This is a genomic window from Mycobacterium pseudoshottsii JCM 15466 (assembly GCF_003584745.1).
In the GTDB taxonomy this organism is placed as follows: domain Bacteria; phylum Actinomycetota; class Actinomycetes; order Mycobacteriales; family Mycobacteriaceae; genus Mycobacterium; species Mycobacterium marinum.
Window position 1 is genome coordinate 3,858,079 of record NZ_AP018410.1, and the last position, 13,789, is coordinate 3,871,867.

Sequence of the window (13,789 nt, forward strand, 5' to 3'; positions counted from 1 at the left end):
GACGTCCGCTACACTTCGGCGCGTGGCCGCGGGCGACCGATTTCATCGACGGCCAGGCCGACCACCACCGGAATGGCATCCAAGACCTGTGGCGTCAAACCAACGCCGTGGCCGATGTCGGCGACGTCGACGGTGATGATGACCAGCCGTTCGGGCACCCGGTCCAAGGCTTGTCCCAGTGCGTATGCCTTGGCTACGTCGGCCCGGTGCGAACTCACCCCGCTGGATCCGGCCGCCAGGTCGCCCAGGGCACAGCGACGCACCCGGCCCGGTGTTGCTGGCGTCGCGACCGCGGCATCGATCAGCACGGCCAGCCCGGCACCCGACCACGCTTCGAGCAGACTAATCGGATCCGCGAGGTCGGTCACCACACGAACGCCCGACAACGCCAGCTCCCGCAACGCCGTGGCGGCGGCCACCCCGACACCGTCGTCACGCCGGTAGCGATTGCCGAGCCCGATGACGACGACAGCTGCGTTCATCCACGCTCGAGGGTGAGTGTCAGGAAGTGTGTCGAGCACGAGATGCACGGATCATAGTTGCGGATCGCACGTTCACACATGGTGGTGAGCACCTCGTCGTCAAGAGCGAGGTTCTCCGAAACCACCCGGGCCAGGTCGGCCTCGATGGCCGCCTGATTCTGCGAGGTGGGCGGAACGATGGTGGCCGCCGACACCAATCCGGCATCGTCGATACGGTAGCGGTGGTAGAGCAGTCCCCGTGGCGCCTCGCTGACGCCATGGCCCACCCCGGCCCGAGCCGGCACCTCGACGAACGGTCGCGCCGGCCGCTGGTAGTTCTCGATGATCCGCAGCGCCTCTTCTATCGCGTACACCACTTCCACGGCACGAACGATGATGCTGCGGAATGGATTTCGGCACTGGGCGGAAAGTCCGGCCCGGGCGGCGGCCTGCGCGGCTATCGGGGTGAGTAACGACGAGTTCAGCGCGTAGCGGGCCAGCGGACCGGTCACATGGCAGCCGCCGTCCAATGTGGCATGCAGGGCGGTTGAATGGGGCACCTGCAGCTCCACGACGTGGTCGGTGAATTCGGCCACCGGAAAGACCGGTCCGGCACTGCGCGCGATGGTGCCGTTCTCGATCGGGTAGCGGTCGGGCGTAGTGAGCGCCAGGAACTCATGGTCGAACTCGAGGTCGGGGAACTCGAACCCGGCCACCCACTCCACGGCGGCCAGCGCGTCGTCCAGAGCGCGGCGCAACTGCTCAGCCATCGGCGCGAAGTCCGATCGAGTTGGGACGGAATAGAATCCGCCCAGCCGAACATTGATCGGGTGGATCGCCCGCCCGCCCACGAACTCCATCAGCTGGTTACCGGCCTTCTTCAGGCGTAACCCGCGCTCGACGATCTCACGTTCGTCTCGGGCGAAGGCGATCGCGTCGGGATAGCCCAGAAAGTCCGGTGCGTGTAACAAGCAGATGTGCAGGACGTGGCTGTGTATCCATTCGCCGCAGTACAGCAACCGGCGCAGCTCTATCAGGTCCGCGTCCAGCTCGACACCGCAGGCACCTTCGAGCGCATTGCAGGCACTGACCTGGTAGGCGACCGGACAGATGCCGCAGATCCGCGCGGTCAAGTCGGGCGGCTCGGTGTGCGCGCGGCCGCGCAGGAACGCTTCGAAAAACCTTGGCGGCTCGTAGATGTTGAGCTCGACTCGGTCCAGCTCGCCATCTTTGAGCGAAACGTAGAGCGCCCCTTCGCCTTCGACACGTGTCAACGTTCCGACGCTCAGCGTCCGGTTGTCAGGTGCCATCACTTGCTCCGCTCCGCGGCGAAACTGGTGACGTTGAAAGTCGAGAACACCCGGTCGACACCGCCTTCGGACATGCCGTCCCGGCGCAGCAGCGGGATCAAGGTCGCGGTCTGCGGTGCCGCCGATGGACCGAAGCAGCCATAGCAGCCGCGATGGTGCCTGGGACACAGCGCACCGCAGCCGGCGTGGGTGACCGGGCCCAGGCACGGGGTACCCTCGGCGACAATCACGCACGTCACGCCGCGCAGTTTGCACTCCGTGCACACCGTCTTGGCCGGCAGCCGCGGTTTACGCCCGATCAGCAGCGCCTCGAGAATATCGAGCAGCTGCCCTCGGTCAATGGGGCAGCCGTGCAGCTGGTAGTCGACTTTGACGTGCGCGGATATCGGCGTGGAAGTGGCCAGGGTGTCGATGTATTCGGGCTTGGCGTAGACGACCGAGGTGAACTCGGCGACGTCGGCGAAGTTGCGCAGCGCCTGCACTCCCCCGGCGGTCGCGCAGGCACCGATGGTGATCAGCAGCTTGGACTGGGCCCGAATCTCTTGGATACGTTGCTCGTCGTGATGGGTGGTGATCGACCCCTCGACCAGCGAAACGTCGTAGGGCCCGCCCACCATGGTGCTGGACGCCTCGGCGAATGTGGCGATCTGCACCTGATCGGCAAGCGTGAGCAGCTCGTCCTCGCAGTCCAACAGGGTCAACTGACAACCGTCGCAGGAGGCGAATTTCCACACAGCCAAAGTGGTTGGGCCCATCTAAAGCTCTTTCACTCGTAGCAGCGGTCCGGCGACGTCATAGCTGACGACGGGCCCGTCCCGGCACAACAGCAGCGGTCCCAGCTGGCAGTGACCGCACCACCCCACACCGCATTGCATGTTGCGCTCCAATGAGACCCGAATATCTTGGGCCGCTACCCCTTTTGCCAGCAGAGCTTCGGCCCCGAACCGCAACATCGGTTCGGGCCCGCACAGGAATGCGGTGGCGTGTTCGGGGTCCAGGGCAAGTCGGCGCAGCGGCTCGGTGACCAGACCGACCTCGCCGCGCCAGCCCTGAACCGGGACGTCGACGGTGACGTGCAGTTCGATATCGGGGTCCTGGGCCCACTTTTCCAGCTGGGCCGCGAACACGAAATCCGCCCGGGAGCGGGCGCCCACGATCAGCGTCAGCCTGCGGTAGCGAGAGCGCTGCGCCAGCGCGCCCAGGACCGCTGGACGCAAGGGGCACAACCCCACACCGCCGGCGACCATGACCAGATCACGGCCGGCCGCCTCATCAAGCCCCCAGGTCGTGCCGAATGGGCCCCGCACTCCCACGATGCTGCCCGGTGCGGCATCGTGCAGGGCACGGCTGACCGCCCCGACCGCGCGAATCGTGTGGGTGATCGACCCATCTGTGACGCTGGGATCGCCACTGATCGAGATTGCCGCCTCGCCCACCCCGAATGCGTAGAGCATCATGAATTCGCCCGGCTCCGGGCGCCGCAATGCCTCGCTGACCGGCTCCAGGTACAGCGTCGCCGAATCCGGGCTCTCCACAACGCGACTGCGCACCCGATACGGGACTGGCGCCATCGCTGATGGCGGCGCTGCGACTCCGGCCGCTGCGTCAGTCATCGTCGACCATCTTGTTCATCTCAGCGGTGATGTCGATGCCGGTGGGGCACCAGGCGATGCATCGCCCACAGCCCACACAGCCCGACATGCCGAACTGGTCGTGCCAGGTAGCCAACTTGTGGGTCAGCCAATGCCGGTAGCGTGACGCGCCGGATTGGCGCACGCTGCCGCCGCCGTGGACGTAGGTGAAGTCGAACTCGAAACATGACGCCCAATGCCGCCAGCGTTCGGCGTGTTCGCCGGTGAGATCGCTGACGTCTTCGGTGCTGGTGCAAAAGCAGGTGGGGCAGACCATCGTGCAGTTGCCACAGGTCAGGCAGCGACTGGCCACCTCCTCCCACTGCGGCGACTCCCGGGAGCGCAGCAGCAGGTCACGCAGATCGACCTCGGGCATCTGCCGTCCCATCCGGTCGGCGGCGGCCTCGACATCGGCGCGCGCCGACGCCACGTCGCCGCTGCTGGCTGACTGATGCGGCAGCGCGGCGAGCACGTCGGCGCCCTGTGGACTGCCGACGTCAACGACGTAACCGACTCCGTCGGAACCAACACGCTCGGTGAGCGCCAGGTCGTAGCCGGGTCCAACGCCGGGACCGGTGCCCATCGACGCGCAGAAGCACACTCCCCCGGGCTCGGCGCAGTTCACCGCTACCACAAAGATCTGGCGCCGGCGACCGACAAATGCGCTGTCGGGGTAGTCGGAACGACCCAACACCCCGCCCAACGTCGCGATCGCCGCCAGATCACAACCGCGCACGCCAAGGAATGCGTAACGCGGGGCCTCCGGCTCGGATTCGGCTGCGCCATCCCCGTCTCGAGTGCCGGCCCACATCCGCTGACGCGGCGGATGCAGGAACTGCTTCCAGGATTGCGGTCCCGCCGAGTGCCCGAAGGCCGCATCGTCATCGCGACGACGCAGCCGATAGTGCCCCGGAGCCACGTCAACACCCCAGCCGCGCGGAAGGTCGTCTGCGGACTCGAGTTCGGCAAGCACAATCGCGTTGTCACGCAAGGTCGGACCGACCACCCGATATTGCCGCCCCATCAGCACCTCGACGAGGCGACGCAGCCCGGCCATGTCCAACAACGCGGCGCCGGAATCTGTCCCGGGTCTGTTCATCGTCACACTCATCAGCCTATTTCACGACAGACGCCAAAGGGCACAACGCCTGAATTTCGGCCTGTGCCAGCCGAAGTGAAGCCCGCCAGCCATCTCATCAATATCGATTCGTCCTGCCGTCATCGTCTTGCAGACAACCGAGCTCACGGTCCCACTGTGCGTCACGCACTCGATCGAGCTGGGTACGGACCGCGGCCACCAGTGCTGCCAGCACGACGCACATGCTCAGCAGGATCACCATGGTCACGCCGACCGCGTCGACGGCGGCGTGCCAAGTCGGTGTCGGCGGCCGCACCAGATTGTCGTCTCGATCCACCCATACTTGGATACGCTGGCCCGCCTTGACCGGGCTGGTGCGTTGCAGCGAACCGGAGTGCTGCGCGGCCGCCCCGGGCCATCGCACTTGCACCACAACGGCTTCGGTGTTCGGGTTGCGCGTCGTGCCGGTCACTTCCGCTGTAACGGGGTGGCGCACCTGTGCCTGCTCGGCGTATTGATCAGCACGTGCGTTGAAGACGACCGCGCCCAACACCGCGGCGACCGGTATTGCGACTAGCGATGCCGCCAGCACGATCAGCACGACCAAGGCTTCGACGCGGTCGGCGCGCCGAAGCAGTGGGTTGCGGCCGGCGATGCGAGCGATCCACCAGTCCCGTGGGTCCAGTTTGAACGTCTCCATCACAGCTTTCCCCGTCCCCGCGGTGCGGCTCGCCCGAGGCCGCGTACGCCGCACCAGGGGGCTATTCGGTGCCGCATTGTTCGCGGTCAGACATCCACTCGACGATCTCGGCGAGTGGACGTCGCGGGGTCGACGGCAGTGGATCGGCGTTGATCGGGGCCCATCCCACCCGAAGCAGCATCTGCGGATAGTCATTGTTGCCGAACACATCGGTCCGAACGGACTCGCGTGTTTCGGCAATCTCGAGCGGTTCGGTGACCGGGCAACTGGCCAGACCCATCGCTGTCGCGGTGAGTAGCACGACGCTGGTGGCCTCGCCGGCGCGGAGCTGGGCGAGCCGGTCGTCGGTTCGAGTTCCCAACGCCAGCATCACCGCATTGTCATCGGCGGGCGCGGCATCGGCCGGCATCGCCAACGTTGAGCCGGCGAATAGCCGGCTGGGCAGCGGCGCCGCGGGATCGGAGACGGGCGTGTTGCGAGCCGGAACACCGGAGGCCGAGGCGTGCCGCCCGCTCCAGGCGTTGAGTTCGGCCAGATACTCGTCATCGGCGGCGTGGTCCCAGACAGACTTCGCCACAATCGCGTTCAACTTGTCCGTGGCGTCGACTTGCCGCAGCGATACCCCGCAGCGGGCGGCCCGCGCCGCCATCAGGGCAACATCGCTTACCGGAACCGGCCAGAAGCTGTAGTGGCGCCGATCGGTTCGGCGCCTCGGTATCGCTGCGGCCAGGGTGATGTTCAGCTGGTCGGGGGTGTGGCGGGACACCTCCAGCGCGGCAAGGTGAGTCGGATCGGCCGGGTTCGGCAGACGAGCCACCTTGGCATGCCAGCCGACCGCCGCCAGCGCAATGACGCAGTGATTCAAGGCGGCGCCGCAACTCGAGATGAGGTCTCGCCCCTCCGGGTCGGTGTTGGGCAGCTGCAGGCTCGTGTCGGCGTACAAATGCAGCGTCGTTGCCCCAACCTGCCAACGCCACGGCTGGGTGTTGTGCACCGAGGGCGCGCGCGAGGCGAGGGTGAGAACAGTTCGGACCGTGCCGGCATCCGGGAAATGCGCATTCATGATTGCTGCTCCTTCGGCAAGTCGTCCTCCTCAACGATTGCGCAATCACATCGGCCATACGAGGGCATGGCGTCCCTGCAGCGAGGGACTTTGTGCCATTGTCGAAGCGGCCAACGCGCCATCAGCACGGCAGCACAGCGCAAACGCGCTAAGAATCGTCCTGCGCGAGGGTATCACCGCGACGTCGATGCCTTCTTACAGCAGCGCACCCGCCGCGGGCGGCAACCAGCCCAGTGCGGCCATCGCCATGGCCAGCAGGGACAGGCCCATGCCAACGCTGGCGCTTTGTACCGCAATGCGCCGCGACCACCGAGCGATATCCATCGCGTCGGCCAACCGGTCGAGGCGGTCGGTGGTCAACACTATGTCGGCGGCCTCCGAAGACGCGGTGGCCCCACGTGCTCCCATCGCCACCCCAACCGTGGCCGCCGCCAGTGCAGGAGCATCGTTGACACCGTCGCCGACCATCACGGTCACTGCCCGTTGGGTTTCGGCGCGCACCGCGCTGAATTTGTCGGCCGGGCCCTGGTCGGCATAGACCTCGTCGAGGCCCAAAATGGCGGCCACCTCCCGAGTCGGCTCGGCTCGGTCGCCGGTGAGCAGGATCAGCCGGGTGAAGCCGGCCTGGCGTAACCGGTGCATGGTTCGTGGCGCCTGCCGACGCAACGGATCCCGCAGCAACACCGCGCCCTGGGGGTCGCCGTCCACACAGACCCACGCGATTGCCGCACCGCCGAGGCGGGCGCGGTTGACCGCGGCTCGCGCCCAAGGGCCGGTCGCCGTGTCGGCCGATAGCTTGCCGACCGTCAGGCGCCGCCCGTCGATGGTGGCACTGACACCGCGGCCCGGCTCCTCGACGACGTCTGCCGGCAGTGACAGCTGCAAACCGCGATTGAGCGCCTCGGTGACGATGGCTTCGGCAAGGACGTGCGGGGAAAGCTGGTCAACCGAGGCGGCCTGGCGCAGCAGCTCGGTCCCGCCGCTACCGGGTGCGCTCACCACGTCGACCACCGAGGGGCGCCCCACCGTCAACGTGCCGGTCTTGTCCATCATCAATGTCGTTGCGTGACCGAGGTTTTCCAGTGCGCCGCCACCGCGAATCACCACGCCCATGCGTGAGGCGCGGGACAGGCCGGAGACGATCGCGACCGGTGCTGCCAGCAGCAGCGGGCATGGCGTGGCGACCACCAGCACGGCAACGGCTCGCACCGCGGAGCCGCTGGCGAGCCATGACGCCGCGGCCAGCACCAGCGCCATCGGCAGAAACCAGGCCGCGTAACGGTCCGCCAACCGCACGATCGGCGCATTCTCGGCGCCGGCCTGCTGCGCCATCCGTACGATGCCCGCGTAGGTGCTCTCGTCCGCCGTCGCGCTCGCCCGAATCTCAAAGGCGCCGCCCGCATTGACCACACCACTGCGGACCGGTTCGCCGACACCACGTTCGACCTGCAGCGGCTCACCGGTCAGGGCCGACTCGTCCAGTACCGCCACCACATCGGCGATCCGGCCGTCCACCGGGACCACTTCACTCGGGCCCACGACCAGGATGTCGTTGACGACCACCTCCGCCAGCGGGATCTGGCTGACGTCGGATCCGGTGCGTCGCCGCGCAAACCGCGGCGCACGCTCCAGCAACAACCTCAGGTCCCGGGTGGCACGGCGTTGCGCGGCCGCGTCGAGCGCACGCCCGCCCGCCAGCATCACCGCAATCAAGGCACCGGCCAGGTATTCGTGGACCAGCAGGGTGCCGACCAGCGATAGGACCGCGATGATGTCCACGCCGACTTGACCCCGGCGCAACGCCAAAACGACCCAGGTCAGCGCCGGCACGACGGCCACCACGGTGGCCGTGATCCAGCAGCCGTCGGCCACCACCCGCGCACCGAAGAGCCAGGCGAGGCCACCGATGACCAACAAACCCACGGTGAGCACCACCAGGGTGGGTTCGATCAGCCAGCGCACCCGCAACATCCACCGGTGGGCCATCGTCGCAGTATCGCCAACCACCGGAAAATCCTATCGACACCAGCCATTTCTGAGTCCAGCACGCCGAGAGCCCAGGTGTGAGCAGATCGCCGTGCCAGCACAGTCGATCATTCCCGGACCGTGCTGGGCTAGGGCCGTAATACCCAGCCGGCCCGGGCCTTAGGACTTCGGGCGCGTGGCGCTGCGATACCTGTCAGTGGCTCAGCGGTGAGCCGACCCGATGCAAGGTGCCATCAGGATCGACGTAGGCGAACTCCCGCAATCCGTAGGGCGTGTCGTGCGGCGCATGAAAGTGGCCGCCGAGGTTTTCCACCGCTTGCCACTGCGTGTAGACCGAGTCGGCATCACCGACATAGAGGTAGACACTGGCAGAGGTGCTCAGCGGGTCATGGTCGGCCCACTCGGTGAGATGGATCGACACCTGCCCTCGGTCGACGAATCCGTACCGGTCGGGACCTTCGTAGGCTCGAGCGGCGAAGCCCAACGTGCGATACCGGGCCAGCGCCGCATCTAGACTCCGGACGGTCAAGATCGGCGCGATCGCAGTGAAGTCGATTTCAGCCACACCTCAGTGTGTCAGCTGCGTCCCGCACCGGATCTCGCCCCGGTTTTGCCTAATCGCGGCGACGGCCAAAAACCGGCGCGTAGAAGTACCAGAGTCCCGCGCGCGGGTGACCGTTGTGGTGTCACCATCGTTGGATGAGTGACGATCGAGTCCGGTACGCCCGCAATGGCGACGTGCACCTGGCGTACCGGGTGTTCGGGCAGTCCGGGCCGACGGTGATCTGGGTGCCGGGGTGGATGGTCAGCAACGTTGACACGATCGACGAACCAGGCAGTCCCTATGCGCCCGGCATCGAGCGCGCCTCCCAACAGGTCAGGCTGGTGGTGTGGGATAGACGTGGGACCGGCCTCTCGGACCCGGCGACGCATCTGCTCTCGCTGGACGAGCGCCTAGAAGATCTGCGTGCCATCGTCGATTCGGTGGGACTCGACCCAGCCGCACTCTGGGGTACCAGCGAGGGCGGCGCCGTGAGCATCTTGTTCGCCGCAACCTACCCGGACCGGGTGGGCTTGCTGAGCCTCTTCGGTACCGCCGCACGGTTTTCCCAAGATCTGCCGGACTTTCCCTGGGGATTCACCCCCGCTGAGGTGCAGTCGCAGCTCTGCGCGATCGAAGATGACTGGGGCCGAGGGGCATTGGCGGAACTGTTCTACGGTCAAGCGGCCGAGGTGCCCGGAATGCGAGAGCTATTCGGCAGGCTGCAACGGTCGGTGTCAAGCCCTTCGATGGCGAAACTGTGGCGGCAGGCCTTCATGGCGACCGACGCCCGTGCCGTGCTGGGTTCGATCCGCGTTCCCACATTGGTCCTGGCGCGCCCCGGTGATCAACTCGTACCCCTGGAATCCTCGGCGGCACTGGCGGCGGCAATTCCCAACGCTCAGTTTCGCCTCCTGCCGCCCGGTCCCCACACTCCGTTCGACATCATCGACGATCTGGCCCGGGAGGTGCTCGACTTCTTCACCGGGGAGTCGGGTGCGCCGGCCGACGAACGCGTGCTGAAGACCGTGCTGTTCACCGACATCGTGAGTTCCACCGAGAAGCTCAGCACCATGGGCGATACGGCATGGCGTCACCAGCTCAACGGCCATGACAGCGTGGTCGACAACCTACTGCTGCGCTACGGCGGCACCCGCGCCAAGCACACTGGCGACGGTGTTTTCGCGCTGTTTGATGCACCAACGAAGGCGGCTCGCTGCGCCCTGCAGCTGGTCCCGGCCCTTGCTGCCCTCAACATCGCGATCCGCGCCGGAATACATACGGGCGAGTGTGAGCGACGGGGCCAGGAGTGGAGCGGCATGGCGGTACACATCGGCGCCCGCATCGGCGCGCTGGCCGATGCCGGCGAAGTGTTCGCCAGCCGCACCGTGCGCGATCTGACCGCCGGCTCCGGCCTGACCTTCGAAAGCCTTGGCCCCCAGCAACTCAAGGGCCTCCCCGAACAGATCGAGATCTATCGGGTCAGTGCGGCCTGATACCGCTTCGACCGCGGCGCCGGCGGCACCCAGCTCAACGATCTCTCACCCGTCCCCGGCCGGCTGGCCAGTCCGGTTCAGGGATACCCGCGCGGGCCCCGTCGACCCGCTCAACCGGCGCCAATCCTCGTACAGGAGTTTGCATCCCAGCCACCCGAAGACGAGCGGGAAAACGAAGTACTGATATTGGGTCCACGCCAGCGCAAGCAGGGTATCGGCCACGCCGCCGGCCATGTTCTTGAAGCCCCCGAACACTTCGCTGAACGAGAAGATGAAGGTAGCCACCACCGGTTCTCCTGCTCCCAGGACTGGGATCAGGTACCGCATCGGCGAGCGTCTCTTGTTGAGCCGCCAAAACGCCAGCGCGCCGGCGATGTTGCCGAAGGCATAGATCTCCAGGGTGAAGAACGTCGGATTGTGATTGACCGTACGAAGGTCAACCGAACCAAATGAGGCCAGGTCCCACCAGTACATGTGCAGGACGTTCTCGCGCAGCCACGGGGTGTAGGCGACGATATCGCCCAGGGTGTGCAGGTCGTGGAAAACAAACGGCGAAAAGATCACCCAGGGGATCTCCCAGAGCAGGTTGGTTATCGCGTAGGAAACCATCCACAACACCAGGCACTCGTGAAACAGCGCCATCCGCGGCCGCTTGCGCGCCCCGGGGAGCAGCAGCGGGATGAACCAACCGTTGAGCCAGATGCTGATGCCGTAAAGAGACGTTTTGGTGCTGGTCGTGAAGTCCAGCACGCCCAGGTAGAACAGCGCCGCAAAGATCGCGGTTGCGCCCCAGAAGATCGCGGTCCACACCGCGAACGCCCGCCACGTCGAGGAGCTGACTCGGCGCTCTTCGCCAGCGCCGGGCAAAAAGCGGTCGGTGGTGGGACTGGCCAGTGCGGTCATCCGCATCGCCCGGCCCGTCTCGTCGACCCCGTCGTCTGCTCCCGGGCGACACCGACGCGTCCCCATTTGCCGCATTTCATGCCCTCACCACCGGCCCTTGCGTCTGTCGAAATATCGACATACCGTTCGATATTTTGACGGACACCGTAGACCCAGCCTCAGTTTCCAGTCAAGGCTCGTCCCCGCCCACCGAGCGGGTCATCGCGGTGCTGGAACTGCTCGGCCATAATTCGGCCAAGCAGTTCTCGCTGGCCGAAATCTGCCGCGGCCTCGGCATCAGCCGCGCCACCGGTCACGCCATCCTGACCACGCTGGCCGCGCGGGAGTGGGTGATCAGGGATCCCGAAACGTTTCGCTACAGCTGGGGGCCGGCCATCGCCGGATTGGACACGCCGACCACCGCACAGTTACACCGAGGCGATCTGCAAGAGCTGGCCGCCGCCACCGGCACCCAAGTGATGCTGGCCCGCCGGGAAGACGCCACGCTGGTTGTCATCGACACCGTCGGCGAGTGCCCGCGCGGACCGCGGATCTCGCGGGGTATGCGCACACCGTTCGTGGCTCCGATCGGACGAGACTATGTCGCCTGGTGGAGCCCGGATGCCCAGCAAGACTGGCTGCGGGCATTCGGGGCGCCAAACCCCCGGTTTCTGCAGCGAATGACATTAGTACTCAACCAGATTCAACGGCGCGGCTTCGTCGTCGAACGGCTCACCCGGCAGTACGTTCGGGTCTACACGGCGTTGCGCGCGCTCAGCGCCGACGGCGAGGTCGATGAGATCACCACCCAATTGGCCCGCGCTTATGCCGACCTGGCCATCATCGACGTCTTGGATGAGGAGCTGACCAGCGGCGCCACCCACAGTGTCGCCACGATCTCGGCGCCGATCCGCGGGCCCGACGGTTCGGCCACCATGACCGTGATGGCCACGGTATTTGCCAACCTCGACGGCGCCGGCATTCGCAAGCTCGGCGAAAGACTGCGCCGCAGCGCACACGCCATCGAGCAACGCAGCGCGCGCCCTAGCGCGTGACCTGGCACGCACCAGACGACGTCGTCGGTCCGCTAATTCGCCGATGCCCAGATGACGCCCAGATTCTGTCGTCGCCAATTGGCTGTTTTGGCCGCCGGCCGGAGTTTGCAGGCGACATAATCTCCCGAGGAGTGGTCCGACGAGTCGCGGCGCGGAGAGGGCAGTCATGTCAAAGGCATTCCGGTTGCCGGTCATCATCCTGGCCGGTTGCGCGGTCATCGCCGGATGCGCATCCGGGCGGCCCGCACCACCGGCAGCATCTGCTCCGAGTTCGTCGACATCGGCCGTCAACCCGGCCACCCCGATGACGACGCGCACCGGCGCGAGCCCAACCACCACCGCACCCTGCGTCGGACTGTCGATATGCCCGCCCCCACCACCGGACGCCGAGGGAAACCCGGCCTGCTTCTATTCCGACGGTTGGCAGCCCACTTCGTCCGGATCGGGTATCGAAGTGTGGTATTTCCATGAGCCGCAAGACATGTCGAAGTCCGGCAAGGTGACCGCGGTGGTGCGCAAGAAGGACGGCAGCAACGAGTCCCAAGAGGCCGTCATCGAAGCCGGCCAACAAGTGCATCGTTTGGAGTTTCCGACCGTCGACCAGTCCGCCGTCGACGAAGTGTTCCTCGACACCGGCAATAGCCGCTGCTTCGTCACCGGAGGAAGCAGTTGATCCGCGCACACCGGGCCACCAGATCGGCGGCATCGGTCATGCGCGATCCCCTTTGGGAGGTGGCGGGGGCGAACCGATGAGCGCCTGCATGGCCCGATGCGCGCGCAGGACGATCGCCGCCCGGTCCGCTCCGCTGCCGCGGTGCACGTGTGCGGCGTTGTCACCGGCGATGACAACCGGACCGTTGGCCAGGTTGTCCAGACCCTCACGGGCTACGTCGGCCGGATCGGAAACCAAGATTCCCGGCGCATCGAAGTTCAGCCCGGCCCGCTGCATCGCCGGCGTGCGGGTCACCCCCAGCACGAGTTCAAGCACATCCACGCCGGCTTCGCGCAGCTCTAGCCAGAGGCTTTCGGCGAACAGCCGGCTGAACGCCTTGGCACCGGCGTATGCCGACTGCCGCATCGCTCCGTAGGTGGCCGCCGTCGAACCGACCAGCAAGATGCCGCCGCGGCGGCGCGCCCGCATCGGCCGCCCGAAGTGGTGCACGAGTTCGAGCATCCGCGTCACGTTGAGGTCGATCACCCGACCCAGTTCGGTTAGCTCGGCATCGAGGAACTGTTCCCGGCAGGTGTTGGCGCCCGCGTTGTAGATCAACAAGCCGACCTCGAGGTCGGCCGTCTCGGAGCAGATCAGCGCAACCGCCTCGGGATCAACGAGATCCACGGCAATCGTGCGCACGTGCACGCCGGTCTCCCGGCAGCGTCGCACCGTATCGGCCAGCGGCCCGGATGCGCGCGCGATCAGCACCAGATTCAGCCCGCCGCCAGCCAGCTGCCGGGCGAACTCGGCGCCTACCCCCTCCGAACCGCCGGCGATCACCACCCACGGACCGTATTTGGTCATGTCGGTCATGGTTGAACAGCGTGGCACTGGCAGCGCCCGCCCGGTCCACGTGGGGGACCAACTCCTT

General features: G+C 66.5%; 14 protein-coding genes. 3 read left to right on the forward strand and 11 right to left on the reverse strand.

Going from position 1 to position 13,789, the window contains the following annotated elements; genetic code table 11:
• Positions 1-8: 8 nt before the first annotated feature.
• From MPSD_RS17580 to MPSD_RS17620, 9 genes are all read right to left on the reverse strand, one after another.
• Complete coding sequence (locus tag MPSD_RS17580; protein ID WP_020786907.1) at positions 9-482, reverse strand: hydrogenase maturation protease; 474 nt, start codon at positions 480-482, stop codon at positions 9-11.
• Positions 479-1,771 (reverse strand): Ni/Fe hydrogenase subunit alpha, encoded by a 1,293-nt coding sequence (locus MPSD_RS17585; RefSeq protein ID WP_086084947.1) that lies wholly within the window; start codon positions 1,769-1,771, stop codon positions 479-481. Before MPSD_RS17585 ends, MPSD_RS17580 begins: the two co-directional genes overlap by 4 nt.
• Positions 1,771-2,526, reverse strand: coding sequence for an NADH-quinone oxidoreductase subunit B family protein (locus MPSD_RS17590; protein WP_086084946.1), 756 nt, complete (start codon positions 2,524-2,526; stop codon positions 1,771-1,773). The genes MPSD_RS17585 and MPSD_RS17590 overlap by 1 nt, the downstream gene beginning before the upstream one ends.
• The gene (locus MPSD_RS17595) at positions 2,527-3,384 is read right to left on the reverse strand and encodes an FAD/NAD(P)-binding protein (RefSeq protein ID WP_086084945.1); all 858 of its coding nucleotides are present in this window, start codon (positions 3,382-3,384) and stop codon (positions 2,527-2,529) included.
• Positions 3,377-4,513, reverse strand: coding sequence for a 4Fe-4S dicluster domain-containing protein (locus tag MPSD_RS17600; protein WP_086084944.1), 1,137 nt, complete (start codon positions 4,511-4,513; stop codon positions 3,377-3,379). Before MPSD_RS17600 ends, MPSD_RS17595 begins: the two co-directional genes overlap by 8 nt.
• Positions 4,514-4,598: 85 nt before the next feature.
• Complete coding sequence (locus MPSD_RS17605; protein WP_086084943.1) at positions 4,599-5,180, reverse strand: Rv1733c family protein; 582 nt, start codon at positions 5,178-5,180, stop codon at positions 4,599-4,601.
• Between the two features lie 61 nt (positions 5,181-5,241).
• Positions 5,242-6,243, reverse strand: coding sequence for an Acg family FMN-binding oxidoreductase (locus tag MPSD_RS17610; RefSeq protein ID WP_012395134.1), 1,002 nt, complete (start codon positions 6,241-6,243; stop codon positions 5,242-5,244).
• 195 nt (positions 6,244-6,438) lie between these two features.
• A complete protein-coding gene (locus MPSD_RS17615) occupies positions 6,439-8,229 on the reverse strand; it encodes a heavy metal translocating P-type ATPase (protein ID WP_223161134.1) in 1,791 nt (596 codons plus the stop codon).
• Positions 8,230-8,422: 193 nt separating this feature from the next.
• Positions 8,423-8,785 (reverse strand): bleomycin resistance protein, encoded by a 363-nt coding sequence (locus MPSD_RS17620; protein ID WP_172607291.1) that lies wholly within the window; start codon positions 8,783-8,785, stop codon positions 8,423-8,425.
• A gap of 143 nt (positions 8,786-8,928) precedes the next feature.
• Between MPSD_RS17620 and MPSD_RS17625 the strand changes: the two genes are divergently transcribed.
• Entirely contained in the window at positions 8,929-10,266 is a 1,338-nt protein-coding gene (locus MPSD_RS17625) for an adenylate/guanylate cyclase domain-containing protein (RefSeq protein ID WP_020786900.1), read from the forward strand.
• A gap of 45 nt (positions 10,267-10,311) precedes the next feature.
• Here MPSD_RS17625 and MPSD_RS17630 read toward each other — a convergent pair whose 3' ends face one another.
• Entirely contained in the window at positions 10,312-11,244 is a 933-nt protein-coding gene (locus MPSD_RS17630; RefSeq protein ID WP_232022574.1) for a hypothetical protein, read from the reverse strand.
• Positions 11,245-11,375: 131 nt separating this feature from the next.
• On the opposite strand from MPSD_RS17630, the gene MPSD_RS17635 reads away from it, so the two are divergent.
• Together MPSD_RS17635 and MPSD_RS17640 are read left to right on the forward strand one after the other, a co-directional pair.
• Positions 11,376-12,203 (forward strand): helix-turn-helix domain-containing protein, encoded by an 828-nt coding sequence (locus tag MPSD_RS17635; RefSeq protein ID WP_020786898.1) that lies wholly within the window; start codon positions 11,376-11,378, stop codon positions 12,201-12,203.
• A 166-nt stretch (positions 12,204-12,369) separates the two neighbouring features.
• Entirely contained in the window at positions 12,370-12,876 is a 507-nt protein-coding gene (locus MPSD_RS17640; protein WP_086084941.1) for a hypothetical protein, read from the forward strand.
• A gap of 36 nt (positions 12,877-12,912) precedes the next feature.
• On the opposite strand, the gene MPSD_RS17645 is transcribed toward MPSD_RS17640, so the two are convergent.
• Positions 12,913-13,731 carry an SDR family NAD(P)-dependent oxidoreductase gene (locus tag MPSD_RS17645; protein ID WP_086084940.1) on the reverse strand — a complete coding sequence of 273 codons (819 nt, stop codon included), beginning with the start codon at positions 13,729-13,731 and terminating at the stop codon, positions 12,913-12,915.
• Positions 13,732-13,789 lie beyond the last annotated feature (58 nt).

Coding starts and splice junctions, on each gene's coding strand:
- MPSD_RS17605 (WP_086084943.1), bottom strand. CDS start 5,180: ATGGAGACGTTCAAACTGGACCCACGGGACTGGTGGATCGCTCGCATC.
- MPSD_RS17600 (WP_086084944.1), bottom strand. CDS start 4,513: ATGAGTGTGACGATGAACAGACCCGGGACAGATTCCGGCGCCGCGTTG.
- MPSD_RS17580 (WP_020786907.1), bottom strand. CDS start 482: ATGAACGCAGCTGTCGTCGTCATCGGGCTCGGCAATCGCTACCGGCGT.
- MPSD_RS17640 (WP_086084941.1), top strand. CDS start 12,370: ATGTCAAAGGCATTCCGGTTGCCGGTCATCATCCTGGCCGGTTGCGCG.
- MPSD_RS17615 (WP_223161134.1), bottom strand. CDS start 8,229: ATGGCCCACCGGTGGATGTTGCGGGTGCGCTGGCTGATCGAACCCACC.
- MPSD_RS17645 (WP_086084940.1), bottom strand. CDS start 13,731: ATGACCGACATGACCAAATACGGTCCGTGGGTGGTGATCGCCGGCGGT.
- MPSD_RS17590 (WP_086084946.1), bottom strand. CDS start 2,526: ATGGGCCCAACCACTTTGGCTGTGTGGAAATTCGCCTCCTGCGACGGT.
- MPSD_RS17595 (WP_086084945.1), bottom strand. CDS start 3,384: ATGACTGACGCAGCGGCCGGAGTCGCAGCGCCGCCATCAGCGATGGCG.
- MPSD_RS17585 (WP_086084947.1), bottom strand. CDS start 1,771: ATGGCACCTGACAACCGGACGCTGAGCGTCGGAACGTTGACACGTGTC.
- MPSD_RS17630 (WP_232022574.1), bottom strand. CDS start 11,244: ATGCGGCAAATGGGGACGCGTCGGTGTCGCCCGGGAGCAGACGACGGG.
- MPSD_RS17625 (WP_020786900.1), top strand. CDS start 8,929: ATGAGTGACGATCGAGTCCGGTACGCCCGCAATGGCGACGTGCACCTG.
- MPSD_RS17610 (WP_012395134.1), bottom strand. CDS start 6,243: ATGAATGCGCATTTCCCGGATGCCGGCACGGTCCGAACTGTTCTCACC.